This is a genomic window from Streptomyces zhaozhouensis, from assembly GCF_900230195.1.
Taxonomy (GTDB): Bacteria; Actinomycetota; Actinomycetes; order Streptomycetales; family Streptomycetaceae; genus Streptomyces; species Streptomyces zhaozhouensis.
The window spans coordinates 45,129-60,141 of the sequence record NZ_OCNE01000006.1 but is presented as its reverse complement, the minus strand read 5'-3'; the positions used below and the strand labels follow the sequence as shown (position 1 = coordinate 60,141).

At 74.1% G+C, this 15,013-nt stretch carries 11 protein-coding genes; 6 read left to right on the top strand and 5 right to left on the bottom strand.

From position 1 onward, the window contains the following. Positions 1–37: 37 nt before the first annotated feature. On the bottom strand, positions 38–2,188 hold the full coding sequence (locus tag CRP51_RS29150) for a serine/threonine-protein kinase (RefSeq protein WP_097230957.1): 2,151 nt from the start codon (positions 2,186–2,188) through the stop codon (positions 38–40). A gap of 144 nt (positions 2,189–2,332) precedes the next feature. Then, positions 2,333–4,372: a serine/threonine-protein kinase gene (locus tag CRP51_RS11260; protein ID WP_097230956.1), complete on the bottom strand. Its 2,040-nt coding sequence runs from the start codon at positions 4,370–4,372 to the stop codon at positions 2,333–2,335. Between the two features lie 327 nt (positions 4,373–4,699). Here CRP51_RS11260 and CRP51_RS11255 point away from each other — a divergent pair, with 327 nt between their 5' ends. The 6 genes from CRP51_RS11255 to CRP51_RS11230 all read left to right on the top strand — a co-directional run bounded on the left by CRP51_RS11255 (position 4,700) and on the right by CRP51_RS11230 (position 11,960). Then, a complete protein-coding gene (locus CRP51_RS11255) occupies positions 4,700–5,356 on the top strand; it encodes a GntR family transcriptional regulator (protein ID WP_097231095.1) in 657 nt (218 codons plus the stop codon). A gap of 25 nt (positions 5,357–5,381) precedes the next feature. Continuing rightward, a complete protein-coding gene (locus CRP51_RS11250) occupies positions 5,382–6,032 on the top strand; it encodes a putative DNA-mimic protein (protein ID WP_097230955.1) in 651 nt (216 codons plus the stop codon). A 135-nt stretch (positions 6,033–6,167) separates the two neighbouring features. Then, complete coding sequence (gene purD / locus CRP51_RS11245; RefSeq protein ID WP_097230954.1) at positions 6,168–7,439, top strand: phosphoribosylamine--glycine ligase; 1,272 nt, start codon at positions 6,168–6,170, stop codon at positions 7,437–7,439. Positions 7,440–7,634: 195 nt separating this feature from the next. Next, the gene (locus CRP51_RS11240; RefSeq protein WP_097230953.1) at positions 7,635–9,179 is read left to right on the top strand and encodes a M48 family metalloprotease; all 1,545 of its coding nucleotides are present in this window, start codon (positions 7,635–7,637) and stop codon (positions 9,177–9,179) included. 212 nt (positions 9,180–9,391) lie between these two features. Further along, positions 9,392–10,897 (top strand): N,N-dimethylformamidase beta subunit family domain-containing protein, encoded by a 1,506-nt coding sequence (locus tag CRP51_RS11235; RefSeq protein WP_439333155.1) that lies wholly within the window; start codon positions 9,392–9,394, stop codon positions 10,895–10,897. Positions 10,898–11,036: 139 nt separating this feature from the next. Next, entirely contained in the window at positions 11,037–11,960 is a 924-nt protein-coding gene (locus CRP51_RS11230; protein WP_097230951.1) for a phosphoribosylaminoimidazolesuccinocarboxamide synthase, read from the top strand. A gap of 145 nt (positions 11,961–12,105) precedes the next feature. Here CRP51_RS11230 and CRP51_RS11225 read toward each other — a convergent pair whose 3' ends face one another. The 3 genes from CRP51_RS11225 to CRP51_RS11215 form a co-directional block, all read right to left on the bottom strand. After that, positions 12,106–12,711: a response regulator transcription factor gene (locus CRP51_RS11225; RefSeq protein WP_097231094.1), complete on the bottom strand. Its 606-nt coding sequence runs from the start codon at positions 12,709–12,711 to the stop codon at positions 12,106–12,108. A gap of 14 nt (positions 12,712–12,725) precedes the next feature. After that, entirely contained in the window at positions 12,726–14,063 is a 1,338-nt protein-coding gene (locus CRP51_RS11220; protein WP_097230950.1) for a sensor histidine kinase, read from the bottom strand. A gap of 121 nt (positions 14,064–14,184) precedes the next feature. Continuing rightward, positions 14,185–15,012: an ABC transporter permease gene (locus tag CRP51_RS11215; RefSeq protein ID WP_097230949.1), complete on the bottom strand. Its 828-nt coding sequence runs from the start codon at positions 15,010–15,012 to the stop codon at positions 14,185–14,187. Position 15,013: the final 1 nt, after the last annotated feature.

Here is a 15,013-nt window from a genome sequence, read left to right as displayed (position 1 = left end):
CCACCCGGCCCCTTCTCTTGTCACGGCCGTGCCGGCGTCAGCTCTCGCGCTGGGCCACGAACTCGCCCCCGCCGTCACCGAGCGGGGTGAACGTGATCGCGTCCGGGTCGTCCGGCCCGGTCCAGTGGATGCGGTAGCTGGGCAACGGGTCGCAGTCGCCGGAGGTGACCTCGCCGGGGCCCACGATCAGCTGCTCGGCGCGGAGACCGCCGGCGACCATCGGGATCTCCCAGGTGCAGCCGTCGCCGGTGGCGACCATCGCCGGCTCGCCGGAGGCGGCGCTGGTCTCCGGGTCGAAGGTCATCCCGGAACCGACCCAGTTGGGGCTGAAGATGGCGTACGGCATCGCGTCGGAGCCGGAGGAGGTGTCCGACATCGTCATCTCGGCCTCGACGCCGAACCCGCCGGCGCTCCAGACCAGGTTGCCGCCGCGCATCTCCATCGTCTGCTCGCCCCAGGGGCTGCAACCGCCGGTGGAGGGCCAGGTCTGCTCGACCGTCTCGCTGTTGATGGTGGCGACCGAGTCGTAGCTGACCAGCGTCGACGACTCCTTGCAGACCACGTCCTCCAACGCCGTGTACTGCGTGGTGACGATCTGGCCGGTGGAGCCCTCGGAGACCTCGATCCGCTGGTAGAAGACCTCGCCCTGGCCGGTGGTCATCTCGCCTTCCCAGGCACCGGCCATCTCGGTGGGTATCCGGCCGCTCTCACCGCCCCCGCCGCCGATGTCGCCGCCCTCGGTCGGGTCCTCGGTGGGCTCCGGGTCCTCGGTCGGGTCCTCGGTGGGGTCGGCGGAGCCGGTCTCCTCCGTCGTGGGCCCGTTCTTGCCGTCGGCCTCGTCGTCGCTGTCCCCGCCCAGGGCGAAGACCGCGACGCCGGCGACCACGGCCAGCACGGCGACGGCCGCGACCACGATCCACAGCGTCTGGTTGTTCTTCTTCCCGCCGGGACCGCCGGGCCCCGCGGGGCCGCCCTGCGGGTTGTAGCCGCCGTAGCCGCCGCCGTAGGGGTTGTTGGGGTCTCCCTGCTGCGGATAGCCGTAGCCGCCCTGCCCCTGCTGCGGGTAGCCGTAGCCGCTCTGGCCGGGCGGGCCGTAGCCCGCAGGCGGCGAGTTGGAGGTCATCGTGGCCATCGCGTCCACCGGGCCGTTCGGCTGCGGGCTCGGCGGCGGCGTCGACGGCGTGCCCAACTGGGTGGGCGTGGGCGGCGCGTGGCCGGGGGGCGCCGGGGTCGGCGGCACGTTCGGCATCACCGGGGTCGGCGCCGCGCCGGGCGGCGGCGGGGTGTGCATCGGGTCCTCGGAGTCCAGCAGCTCGACCGCGTGCCGGCCCAGCTTCGCGACGAGGGCGCCGGGCAGCCAGGGCTCGTCGTCCTCGGGCGCCTCGGTGGCCTCCAGCAACTGCTCCAGCGTCGGCCGCTCGGCCGGGTGCGGGGCCAGGCACGCCTCGATCAGCGGCCTGATGCCCTCGGGCACCTCGGTGAGGTCCTGCTGGTTCTGCACGATGCGCAGCATCAGCGCGGTCATCGCGCTGTTCGCGTCGCCGAACGGGGTGTGCCCGGTGGCGGCGAACGTCAGCACGGAGCCGAGGCAGAAGATGTCGCTCGCCGCCGACAGCGTCTCGCCCCTGCACTGCTCGGGCGACATGAAGCCGGGGGAGCCGACGGCGGCGCCGGTCCTGGTGAGGCCCTCGTTGGTGGCCTCCAGGGCGCGGGCGATGCCGAAGTCGATCACGCGGGGTCCGTCGATGGTGATCATCACGTTCGACGGCTTGAGGTCACGGTGGACCAGCCCGGCCGCGTGGATGTCGCGCAGCGCCCGCACCAGGCCGTTGGCCAGGATGCGCAGCGTGCGCTCCGGCAGCCGGCCGTAGGTGGTGGCGACCACCTCGTGCAGCGACGGGCCGGCGACATAGCCGGTGGCGACCCACGGGGTCGCCGCCTCGGTGTCGCCGTCCAGCACGGGCGCGGTCCAGTCCCCGCCGACGCGGCGGGCCGCGTCCACCTCCTGCTGGAAGCGCTGCCGGAACTCCGGCTGGCGGGCGAGTTCGGGTTGAACGAGCTTGACGGCGACCGTGCGCCCGCGGTCGGAGCGGGCGAGATAGACGCTGCCCATTCCGCCGGCGCCCAATTTCCCCAACAGCCGGTACTGGCCGACGCGTTGGGGATCTGTCGGCCCGAGCGGTTTCATGCTGTCCTACTCCTCTTCGGTCCGGTAAACCTCAAGAGCATACGGCGGCCCCTGTACGGGGAGGAGGACAGAAATAGAACCGCAATCGGTTCCCGCTCTGTCACCTTGGCCCACAACCGTGTCGATTCGTGACCTGAGGCATACCTAATCGTTGCGTGTGTGCTCGGCTGGCTCGGCCCCCAGGTCGTCCAGCCAGGAGATCTGGATCGTGTCCCGATCATCTTCCTTGAGCCGCACGCGAATGGCGGCGTACACCTGACACTCGGCGTCCTCACCGCTCTCCGCCAACTGGTCCGGACCGAAGGTAAGCTGCCCGCCCTCGACCCTGACCAGCTTGTTCTCCCAGACGCACTCGATCTCCCCACTCCCGCGCCTGGTCCTTTCATAGCGCAGAAGCTGGTCGCCGACGGCGCCCTGCTCGATGGTGATCAGATCCGACCACTCGTTGTCGCTGCGGTCGGTGAACTCGTGCTTCCAGCCCGCGACCAGATCCTCGGGAACGGCGCTGTCGGTGCGTTCCGGACCCCGGTGCAGCGTTGCCTCCTGCTCCCCGTAAGTCCACGTCATCTCCTCGCCGTTCTCCGAAAGCCGGAGCGTCTGCACCGTGCTGTTGTCCCGGCAGGCCTCGGTGGTCTGCTCCTCGGGAACGCTCCAGTCGGACTCCTCGGTGAAGCCCAGCCCCTCGTCGTCGAAGGAGTCGAGCCGCACATCATAGGCGCACAGAATGCCGGGGGTGAGGGTGAGGGCGTTACCCACCAGTTCGCCCTCCTCGCCCTGCGCGATCTCGAAACGCAGCTCCCGCGGCTCCTCCTCGTCGCCGCTGGTGTACTCGCCCTGCCAGACGCCCAGGTACCCCTCGTCTATCGCCGTGTCCGAGCCACCGCCGCCCAGCCGGACCAGCAGCACCACGGCCAGCACCACCAGCGCCAGACCGGCGGCGGCCAACGCGAGCAGCGGGCCCCTGCGGTCGCGCCAGCCCCCGGAACCGGTGCCGGTGGAGGGGGCGCCGTAGGGCGACTTGGGCGGGGACCAGCCGCCGGAGCTTTGCGAGTACGGACCGCCGTCCGGCTGCGAGTACGGGGAGGGGATCGGCGTCGGCCGGGGGGCGGGCCGCCCGCCGGGCCAGGACCCCGGCGGCTGCCCGGCGGGCTGCCCCGGGGGGCCAGGCGGTGGCACCGGGCCGGAGGAGGGGCGCGGGGTGCGCTCTCCGCTCGGCGGCGAGGGCGGCGCGGGGGAGGCGGGCTCGGTCCTGGGCAGCACCGGGTTGTCCACCCGGCTGACCGGGTTCTCCGAGTCCAGCAGCCGCACCGCGTGCCGGCCCAACTGGGCCACCAGGGCGCCCGGCAGCCAGGGCTCGTGCAGGGCGGCCTCCGGCTGGGTGGCGGCCAGCAGCCGCTCGACGCCGATCCGCTCCGCCGGCTCCTTGGCCAGGCAGGCGGTGATCAACTGCCGCAACGAGGCCGGCACCCCGGTGAGGTCTGGGTCCTCCTCGGCGATGCGGAACATCAGGATGTGCACGCCCGAGTCCAGCGCCCCGAACGGGGTGCGGCCGGTGGCGGCGTAGGCGAGGAGCGAGCCGAGGCAGAAGACGTCGCTGGCGGGCGTGACCCGCTGGCCGCGCACCTGCTCGGGCGCCATGAAGCCGGGGGAGCCCACGGTGGCGCCGGTCCTGGTCACCCCGGCGCCGGGGCCCGGCTCCAGGGCGCGGGCGATGCCGAAGTCGATCACCCGGGGGCCGTCGATGGTCATCAGCACGTTGGACGGCTTGAGGTCGCGGTGTACCAGGCCGGCGGCGTGGATGGCGCGCAGCGCGTGGCCGAGCCCGTTGGCCAGCAGCGTCACGCTGCGCTCCGGCAGCGGGCCGTAGTCGCGGCCCACCACCTCGTGGAGCGAGGGGCCCGCGATGTAGCCGGTGGCGACCCAGGGGGTGGCGGCCTCGGTGTCGGCGTCGAGCACCGGCGCGGTCCACTGGTCGCCGACCCGCCGTGCGGCGGTGATCTCGTCGGAGAACCTGCGGCGGAAGTCGGGCTCCTGCGCCAGCTCCCGCTTGATCGTCTTGACGGCCACCGTGCGGCCGCGCTCGGAACGGGCCAGGTAGACCTGTCCCATGCCGCCCTCGCCGAGCCTGCCGAGGAGTCGGTACTCACCGATACGCTGCGGGTCCTCCGGCCTCAGGCGATCCATGTGGAAACAGACTCCCCCGGTGACGACATTGGTTCCCTACCCTGAGGATAGAGGTCAAAGCGCGCCCCGCACACGCCGGTTCACCACCGAGGACGGGGGCTTTCTGGCCACCAGCGGACACCCTCGGACCCGGGTGGGGGCACGGGTGCGGGCACGGTGCGACAGGGGGCGTGCGGCGGGTGCGGGGGCGCGTGGAGGGCCGCGGTGCGCGCCGGCGCGGGAGTGCCGTTCAGCGGGGCTGCCGGCGGCGGGGGAAGCGGTGGCGTGCGGGGCGGGCGATTATGACAGCCGCCGGTCGAACGGGTGAAGGTAGTCTGGGCTGCCGTGATTCAACGCAGCACCCTGCGAGAGCAGCTGGCGGAGGCCCTGCGCGAGGAGATACTCGCCGGGCGCCTCGCACCCGACGCCGAGTTCACCGTTCGGGAGATCGCCGAACAGTACGGGGTCTCGGCCACTCCGGTGCGCGAGGCGCTGGTCGACCTGTCGGCGCAGGGACTGCTGGAGGTGGAGCAGCACCGCGGCTACCGGATCAAGCAGCTGACCCTGACCGACTTCCAACAGATGGTCGAGGCCCTGGCGTTGGTCAGCGACGGCGTCCTCCACCGCAACCCCCTGTTAGCCCGGCGGCGGGAGGCGGGGGACGCGTTCACCTCGATCCGTCGCCGCGCGGTCGCCGCCCGACAGGCCGCCCTCGCCGGGGACCTGGACATCCTGATCGCCTACGACCTGCGCTACTGGCGGGAGTTGGACGCGCTCCTGGACAACCCGCACGTCGGCGAGTTCCTCGACCGGCTGCGGGTGCGCTGCTGGGCCTTCCTCGTTCCCCGGCTGCGCGGTGGGGAACGCCTCGCCGGGCGGCTGTGGGCCGGCCATCTGCCGCTCGCCGACGCCATCGAGACGGGCGACCTCGCGGAGGCCGGACAGTTGCTCTGTGAGTACCGGTCGCACATCCTGGCTCTTGCCGCCGAACTCGGCGGGCCCTGACGCCGGACCGGAAGTGAGCCCGTACGTGGCCTGTGACCTGTGGTTGGTCCCCCTCGTTGACGTCCTGTGCCACAGCCCGGACAATCCGTTCGCCGAGGAGATCGCCGAGTACGACCGGGCCCTGACGGACGCCGGGCTGCCGCCGGTGCCGGTCTTCGGCTACGTGCCGGGGATGGTCGGCGAGGTCGCGCCGGTGGCCGGCTTCGACTACACCGCGCTCCACCTGCTGCGCCGCGCCTATCTGCTCCAGCGCAGCGGACTTCCGGTGACGCCGGCGAACGCGCTGGACGGCGACTACCAGCAGTTGCTGGAGATGTTCGAGAGCGGCGCGCAGCAGGCGCACCTGGTGTGGCACTTCGACCACGCCGGCGCCTATCTGCCGGTCGACTTCCCGCAGCCGCTGGTCAACGACGCGTTGATGGCGGGCGGCGGGCCGCTCGGCTCCAGCCACGGTCTGCTGCGCGAGCTGGAACTGGTCGCGCCCGCGCTGGAGATCGACCCCGCCAACCCGCCGGCCCCGCCCACCCCGCCGAGCCGCCCGACCCGGCTGGACGAGCCGGCGGCGGGGCCGGTCGAGGGCGGCGGTCCCTTCGCGCGGGAACGTCACGTCTGGCTCGGGCTGCACGCGGCGGCGACGCGGAGCCTGGCGCAGGGGTCGATGATCGTCTTCAGCTGAGCCCGGTGCCCGGTGCCCGGCGTCTCACGCGCGAGGTCGCGCGGGCCGCACCGTGCGCGCGCCGTTCACTCCGTTCACGTTCCGGGTGGTGGACGGGGGCGCCCGGCCCTCGGACGGCGCGGTTAGGCTGCCCGCGTGAGAATCCTCGTCATCGGCGGCGGCGCCCGCGAACACGCCCTGTGTCACGCCCTCTCCCGCGACCCCGCCGTCACCGAGCTGCACTGCGCGCCGGGCAACGCCGGCATCGCCGCGTCGGCGACCTGCCACCCGGTCGACCAGCTCGACGGCTCGGCCGTCGCGGAGCTGGCCCTCGGGCTCGGCGCCGAGCTGGTGGTGGTCGGCCCCGAGGCGCCGCTGGTCGCCGGGGTCGCGGACGCGGTGCGCGCGGCGGGCCTGCCGGTCTTCGGGCCCGGCGCCGAGGCGGCCAGGCTGGAGGGGAGCAAGGCGTTCGCCAAGGAGGTGATGGCGGCGGCCGGCGTGCCCACCGCCCGCTCCCACGTGTGCGCCACCCCGGCCGAGGCCGACGCGGCACTGGACGCCTTCGGCCCGCCCTACGTCGTCAAGGACGACGGACTCGCCGCCGGCAAGGGCGTGGTCGTCACCGACGACCTCGCCGAGGCCAGGGCGCACGCGCGCGGCTGCGAGCGGGTGGTGATCGAGGAGTATCTGGACGGCCCCGAGGTCTCGCTCTTCGCCGTCACCGACGGCGAGACGGTCGTCCCGCTGACCCCCGCCCAGGACTTCAAGCGCGCGCTCGACGGTGACCGGGGCCCCAACACCGGTGGCATGGGCGCCTACACGCCGCTGCCCTGGGCCGACCCCGGGCTCACCGAGCAGGTGCTCGACACGGTGCTGCGGCCCACGGTGGCCGAGTTGCGCCGCCGCGGCACCCCGTTCTCCGGGCTGCTCTACGCGGGCCTCGCGTTGACCTCGCGCGGGGTGCGGGTGGTGGAGTTCAACGCGCGGTTCGGCGACCCGGAGACCCAGGTCGTGCTGGCCCGGCTGGAGACCCCGCTGGCCGGGCTGCTGCACGCGGCGGCGACCGGCGAGTTGGCCGCCTTCCCGCCGCTGCGCTGGTCGGACGGCGCCGCCGTCACCGTGGTGATCGCGTCCGAGGGTTACCCGGCGGCCCCCCGCACGGGCGACCCGGTCGAGGGGCTGGAGGCCGTCGCCGCCGAGGACGCCCCCGCCGTGCACGTGCTGCACGCCGGCACCCGGCTGGACGAGGCGGGCCGCGTCGTCTCCGCCGGCGGGCGCGTGCTCTCCGTGACCGCGCTGGGCGCGGACCTCACCGAGGCCAGGGACCGCGCCTACCGGGCGGTGGGCCGGATCCGGCTGGCCGGTGCGCAGCACCGCACGGACATCGCCGCGCGGGCGGCCTCTGACCAAAGCCCCACCATCGAGTGACCGATGCTCGGTCCGGCTGACGCGCCCGCCGCACCGCACTAGGGTGCGGCGCACGCCCAACTACCGGGCGGCGCAACGTCGTCGACCCCACCCACCGGCCCCTCAGGCGTTCGGCGCAGCGCGCCTTGCGCTGTCGGTCCCCGGTGTCACAGTGGGAGAAGGGGACGACAGCGGACAAACGGCGGAGGGTCGGGCATGGTGCAGCGCGAGGCGCGTAACCCCACATACTCCGCGCGGGATCACGCGCTGGCCGTGCTGCGGGTGCGCAACACGGCGCTGGCGCTGGCCCTGACGCCGGCGGCCGTGGCCGTCGTGCTGGCGGTGGTGGGCGCCCCCTCGGCGTTCCTCTGGACGGCGGCCGCGTTCGCCGCCGCGGTGCTCGTCCTCGCCGGCGCGCTGGCCGCGCGGGTCGCCACCGCGCCGCAGGCGCCGACGCCCAGCGTCCCGCTGCCCGAGCCGGCGGCGCCCGCGCTGCACCGGCTGATAGTCGAGCTGGCGGCGCAGCTGGACGTGCCGCGTCCCGGCGCGATCGCGCTCACCCCCGACTGCGACAGCTGGTTGGAGGAGCCGGTCGGCCCCGCGCTCCGCGCGGCTCCGACCGCGCCGACGCTGGTCATCGGCTCCCCGTTCCTGTGGTGGCTGCGGGTCGGCGAGCTGCGGGCGCTGCTGGCGCCCGTGGTCGCCGGCACGGGCCCCGCCGCCCACCCCGACATCGCCTCGGCCCGCCGCTGTCTGCGCGCCTGGGACGCGGCGGCCGGCCGCGCCGAGGGGCTGCGGCCGGCCGCGGCGCCGCTCGCCGTGGCCGCCGGCTGGCTGGCCCGCCGGCTGCTGGCGGCCGCGGCCGGCCACTCGGCCGGGATGGAGCGCGGCGTCGCCGCCGCGTCGGCCGCCCGTGCCAGGGACGTCGACCAGGGGCTGCGCACGCTCGCCCAGGAGCAGGTCGGGCTCGCCTACGCGGGCTGGGACCGGCTGTTGACGCGGGTCGCGTTGCCTGCCTGGCGCACCGGGCGCTGGCCGAGCGGCCTGGACGCCGGGGTCGCGGCGGCGCTCACCGAGCTGTCCAGCAGGGACCGGCTGGCCCAGGGCTTCGCCGCGCGGCTCGGCCAGCGCCCGGCCTGCGATCTGCTGGAACGTCCCGGCGACGTGGACCGCGAGGTGTCGCTGCTGGCCGCGCGGATCTTCCACGGGCTGCCGGTCGACGGGGGAGACGGCTGGGCCCCCGTGGAGTGGCCCGCCTACCCGGACGAGGTCGTCGACCGGGTCTGGCGCGACCGCGCGTTCCGCCTCTTCCGGGCGCTGGACGCCACGGAGACGCCCACGCTGGCGCGCGCGCTGCACGGCCTGGCCGAGGCGGCGGCGGCCGAAGGCGGCACGGACGCGCTGGCCGCGCGGCTCAGCGCCGACGCGGCGAGGGCGGAGGCGGCGCGCGCGCCGCGCCCCTGGCCGGCCGGCGACGCGCGGCAGGGGCCGCTGCCCCTTCCCCCGCAACCGCCGCGCGGGCGGCGGGAGTCGCTGGTGGACCACGTGGCCGCGGCGGTCTGCTGCGCGGCGGCGGACACGGCGGGTGCCTCGCCGGGGCTCGACTGGCTGGACGGGCCGGTGCTGCGCACGGCGGGCGGCGCCGTCCCGGACCTGACCACCACGGTCCACACCCTCGTCGAGGACGGCGACGCGACGCCGTTGCGCGACTGGCTGGTGGCGGCGGGCGTCCGCGCGGACAAGCCGGTGCGGCTGGTCTGAGCCCCGGTGGGTTGCGCACCGCCGGGGCAACCCCGGGCCGACGGCGTCGCGGTGCCTCCTCGCCCCGCGCGGCGGGCGCCCGGGGCCGTTCCGCCGGAAGTCGACGGGGCGCGACCGCGACGGAGGCGACGCGATCCGGCCGCGCCGGCGGCCCGCGTATCACGCAACGGTCAACCACACGACAAACGGTGACCGTACGCTCGCCATATGTGATGTGCTGGGTTCCGGCACGACCACACCGCGGGTGCAGGGAGGGGAGCTTGGACGAGAGCAACGGGCGCATTCGCCGCTGGGAGGTGGCGACGCTCTCCCACGCGGTCTCCGATCCTTACGGGCAGGGCCCGTTGCCCTGGCTGCGGTCCAGCGAGGGGCACTTCTACGACGCCGGGTACGCGCTGCCGTCCCAGCGCGTCGACTCCGGGCCCTACGGGCCGCGCACCGCCGACGACGTGGGCTGCCAGATCAAGGGGTTCGCCTCCGAGGGCGTGGTCGCGCCGGGACAGGCGCTGGACTTCCGGGTGACGGTCGACCCGCCGCAGGAGTTCACCATCGACGTCTACCGGATCGGCCACTTCGCGGGCGACGGCGCCCAGTTACTGCTGCGCAGCCCCAAGCTGAACGGGCTCCGCCAGTCCGACCCGCTGCTCGCCGGGCGCACGGCCTCGTGCCACCACTGGTGGCTCTCCTGGCGCCTCCAGGTCCCCGCCGACTGGCAACCGGGGGCCCATGTGGCGGTGTTGACCACGGCGGACGGCGCGTTCCGTTCCCATGTCCCGTTCGCCGTGCGCGACGACCGGCCGGCCGACCTGCTGCTGGTGCTGCCCGACGTGACCTGGCAGGCGTACAACCTCTTCCCCGAGGACGGCCGCTCAGGCGCCAGCCTCTACCACGGCTGGGACGCGACGGGCCGGCTCCTCGGCGAGCAGGACGCCTCCGTCGCCGTCTCCTTCGACCGGCCGTACGCGGGCGCGGGGCTGCCGCTGCACGCCGGGCACGCCTACGACTTCATCCGCTGGGCCGAGGGGTACGGCTACGACCTCTCGTACGCGACGGCGCGCGACCTGCACGCGGGGCGCGTGGACGCGGCGCGCTACCGGGGGCTGGTCTTCTCCGGGCACGACGAGTACTGGTCGGTGCCGATGCGCCGGGCCGTCGAGGAGGCCAGGGAGATCGGCACCTCGCTGGTCTTCCTCGCCGCCAACTCCATGTACTGGCAGGTCGGGTTGGGCCCGCTCCCCTCGGGCGACCCCGACCGGCTGCTGCACTGCCGCAAACGGCAGGGGCCGGGGCGCGCGGTGCTCTGGCGCGAGCAGGGGCAGCCGGAGCAGTTGCTGCTCGGCATCCAGTACGCGGGGCGGGTGCCCCGGCCGCACCCGCTGGTGGTGCGCAACGCCGACCACTGGCTGTGGGAGTCGACGGGGGTGCGCGAGGGGCGCGAACTGCCGGGCCTGGTCGCGGGCGAGGCGGACCGTTACTTCCCGCGCACGCCGCTGCCGGACGCCCTCGACCGGGTGCTGCTGGCGCACTCGCCGTACGAGGACGAGAACGGCGTCCGGCGGCACCAGCAGACCTCCCTCTACCAGGCGCCGAGCGGTGCCTGGGTCTTCGCCTCCGGCACCTTCGCCTGGGCGCCTGCCCTGGCCAGGCCGGGGCACATCGACCGGGTGATCCGCCGGGCGACCGCCAATCTGCTGGATCGCATCTGCAAACGCGACTGACCCGCGCAGGCCGGCGGGAGCCGCGCACCCGGGTGCGGTCGACGACGTCGGCTGCGGAAGAATGCCCATGGACCACGCGGAAGGGCACGAACGGCCAGGACCGGCCTTCCTCCCTCCGCTCCGAGCCCCGGGAGGCGCAGTGCCAGGATTCGTCGAGCGACCCGAGCCGTTGGAGATCCCGGGGCTTGTGCATCTGCACACCGGAAAGGTGCGGGACCTCTACCGCAACGAGGCCGGCGAACTGGTCATGGTCGCCAGCGACCGGGTCTCCGCCTACGACTGGGTGCTCGGCACCCAGATCCCCGACAAGGGGCGCATCCTGACCCGGCTCTCCCTGTGGTGGTTCGACCAAGTGGCCGACCTGGTGCCGGGCCATGTCGTGGGCACCGAACCGCCGCCGGGCGCGCCGGCGGACTGGGCGGGGCGGACCATGATTTGCCAGCCGTTGGAGATGGTCCCGGTCGAGGCCGTCGCCCGCGGCTATCTCACCGGCTCCGGCCTCGCCGAGTACCGCGAACACCGCACCGTCTGCGGACTGGCCCTCCCCGAGGGACTGGAGGACGGCTCCGAACTCCCGGCGCCGATCTTCACCCCGGCGACCAAGGCCGACGTCGGGGAGCACGACGAGAACGTCTCCTACGAGGAGGTCGCCCGCCGGGTCGGCGCCGAGACGGCCGCCCAACTGCGGCAGACCACCCTGGCCCTCTACCACCGCGCCCGCGACATCGCCCGGGACCGCGGGGTGATCCTGGCGGACACCAAGTTCGAGTTCGGACGGCCGGCGGACGGCGAGGGTGAGGAGTCGGAACGCCCGCTGGTGCTCGCCGACGAGGTGCTCACCCCGGACTCCTCGCGCTTCTGGCGCAAGTCCGAGTGGCAGCCGGGACAGCCCCAACACGCCTACGACAAGCAGTACATCCGCGACTGGCTCACCTCCCCGGCCGCCGACTGGGACCACCGGGGCGACACCCCGCCCCCGCCGCTGCCCGAGCATGTCGTCGAGCAGACCAGGGAGCGCTACGCCGAGGCGTACCAACTCCTCACCGGCAACGCCTGGTCCTGACCCTCCTCACTCGTCCGAGTGACTTCGCGCCCCGCCCGCCCGAGGGCGGGGCCGCGCGCCCCGCACCGGCGCCCGGCACCGGACCCCGGAGACCCGCCCGACTCCTCGGCGCCGTGTCACTCGCGGGGGTGAACTTCCGGAACCCTCAGAGCCAGCCCCGCTCCCGCGCACGACGCACCGCCGCGTGGCGGTTCTCCGCGTCGAGCTTGGCGACGGCCGAGGACAGGTAGTTCCGCACCGTGCCCGGCGCCAACGCGGCCCGCTCCGCGATCTCCGCGACCGGCGCCCCGTCCGCCGCCAACTCCAGCAGCTCCGCCTCCCGGTCCGTCAGCGGCGAGTCCCCGGCGCTGATCGCGTCGGCGGCCAGCTCCGGATCGATGTAGCGGTCCCCCGCGTGCACCGCGCGGATGATCTCCCCGAGCCGCTGGGCCGACACCGTCTTGGGGAGAAACGCCCGCGCGCCGGCCGCCAACGCCCGCTTGAGATGCCCGGGGCGGCCGTGGCCGGTGACGATCATGATGGAGCAGCGGGGGAGGTCCGTGCGCAGCGTGTTCGCCACGGTGACCCCGTCCGCGCCGGGCATCTCCAGGTCGAGGACGGCGACATCGGGACGCTGGGCGCGCGCCATCGCCAACGCCTCGGGGCCCGAGGCGGCCTCGGCGACCACCAACAGGTCGTCCTCCAGGGCCAGCAGGGCCGCCAGCGCTCCCCTGATCAGATGCTCGTCGTCGGCCAACAGGACCCGGATCACCGACCGCTCGTCGCTCACCGCCGCACCTCTCTCTCCACGTCCCCGGCCTTCCCCGCGTCCCACGCCTCGCCCGCGTCCCCGGCGCCGACCCGCTCCGCGCCCGTCGCCACGGGGGCGTCCGGCCCGGAATCCTCCGCATCCAGGGGAACGCGCGCCGTGAGCCGGAAGATCCCACCCTCGGCGCGCTCCGCCGACAGCGTGCCGCCCAGCGCCGACAGCCGCTCCCGCAGCCCCGCCAGCCCCGTGCCCGTCCCGGCGGCGGCGGTCTCCCTCGCCACCGCGCCGTCGTTCTCCAGGGACAGCTCGGCCCTACCGTCCCGGGAGGTGCCGAACGTGATGGTGCACAGCTCCGCGGAGGAGTGCCGCAACACGTTGGTGACGCCCTCCCGCACCACCCAGCCGAGCGCCGAGCCGGCCTTCGGCGACAGCGCCGGCGCCACCGAGTCCACCCCGACCAGCGCGCAGCGGATGTCCGCGGCCTCCAACACCCCGCGGGCGCCCGCCAGCTCGGCCCGCAGATCGACCTGGCGGTACCCCCGGACCACCTCCCTGATCTCCCGCTGCGACTCCCGGGCGATCCGCTGCACCTCGGCCAACTGGTCGACGGCGGCCGGCGAACCCCGCCGCGCCAGCTGCGCCGCCAGCTCGCTCTTCAACGCGATGACCGACAGGTTGCGCCCCAACACGTCGTGCAGGTCACGCCCGAACCTCAGCCGCTCCTCCGCCACCGCCAACCGCTTCTCCGTCTCGCGCGCGGCGTCCACCCGATCCAGCACCCGCAGCGTCCAGGCCGAGGTGCGGAAGGTGGCGCCGATCAGGACCATCACCACCGACTGCACGACCGCGAGCGCCAGGATCGCGGTGATCCCCGGGCACTGGAGGCCGAAGGCCACCAGACAGCAGACGAGCGGCGCCGCCAGCTGGGGGGCCATGCGCCGCAGTGGGACCAGCAGCGCCACCGGCCCGCCGAAGTACGAGCACAGGAGGAACGCCACGGGCAGGGCCTTCTCCGGGAGCAGGTCCAGCGCGATGCCCCCGCCCACCACCAGCGAGGTGACACATGTCAGGAACCCCGTCCAGATCAGCAGCTTCACCGGCCGCTCGCCCTGGTGGAGGTAGTGGTCCAGGCCGTCCCTGGTGGTGAAGAGCATCAGCAGGGTGTGGTGGGTGACCAGCACACACACCGCCAGCGTCACCCAACCGCCGTCCAGCGGACTGGCGCTGAACAGGATCAACGCGGTCGACACCAGCTCCATGAGGGCGACGAAGTACAGCGAGCTGCGCGTGTAGGCGTGCACGCGCCTCTGGTGGCTGGAGTGGCGCATCCTGGACCACCAACGTGGCAAGCGCATCGAGCGGGTCCTTCCCCTCTGGACAACCTCGTTCATCCGGGGGGCGCGGTACCACCGCCCCGGCGGCCCTCCGGGGCACGGACCGGTGCCTCCGGAGGGCCGAAGCCCGACCGTGCTCGTGTCACTGCCTCGGGTCCCAGCGGAACCAGCGCCTCACAGCAAACACCCCGGCGACCACCCACGCCAAGGAGAGCGCACCGGCGCTGGCCAGCTCGGTCCCGTCCAGCCCGCCGATCCACCCGTGACGGATCAGCTCGACCGGCGCCGTCAGCGGCAGCGTCCGGCAGATCTCCGTCATCGCGTCGGGGAAGATCTCCAGCGGGATGAACAGCCCGCTGCCGACCGCGCAGACCAGCAGCATCGGCGTGGTGGTGATCTGGGCGCTGTCCACCGTCTTGGTCAGCCCGGCCGTCAGCACCGCCAGCAGGACCAGCACGGCCACGCCCAGGGCTATGCCCGCCAGCAGCACCACCGGCGAACCGGGCGCCGACACGTCCAGCAGGGCGGTGCCGGCGACCACCAGCACCAGGCACTGGACCAGCGCGACCGTCACCGTCGGCAGCGCGGTACCCATCAGGATCTCGCTGTCCGCTATCTCCCCGGTGCGCAGCCGCTTGAGGACGCGCTCCTCCCGCCGGGTCACCAGCGCCGGCACCAGGTTGAGATAGATGACCACCAGCAGCACCATGCCGACACCCCCGGTCAGCACCGCCTCGCCCTGGCTCAGGCCCGCCTCCGAGAGATCCATCTCCTCGGTCGCCGAGTAGGTCGCCAGCACCATCATCAGCGGCATCAGCAGCGCCACCCACAGCGCTGTCCTGCTGCGCACCAGCAGCGTCAACTCCGCCCGCGCCAGCGCCCGCATCCGGCGCACCGAGGCCGCGCTGACCACCGCCGTCGTCCGGTGCGACTGGTGGGCCGTCCGCTCGGGCTGCTCGCTCCGCGTCATG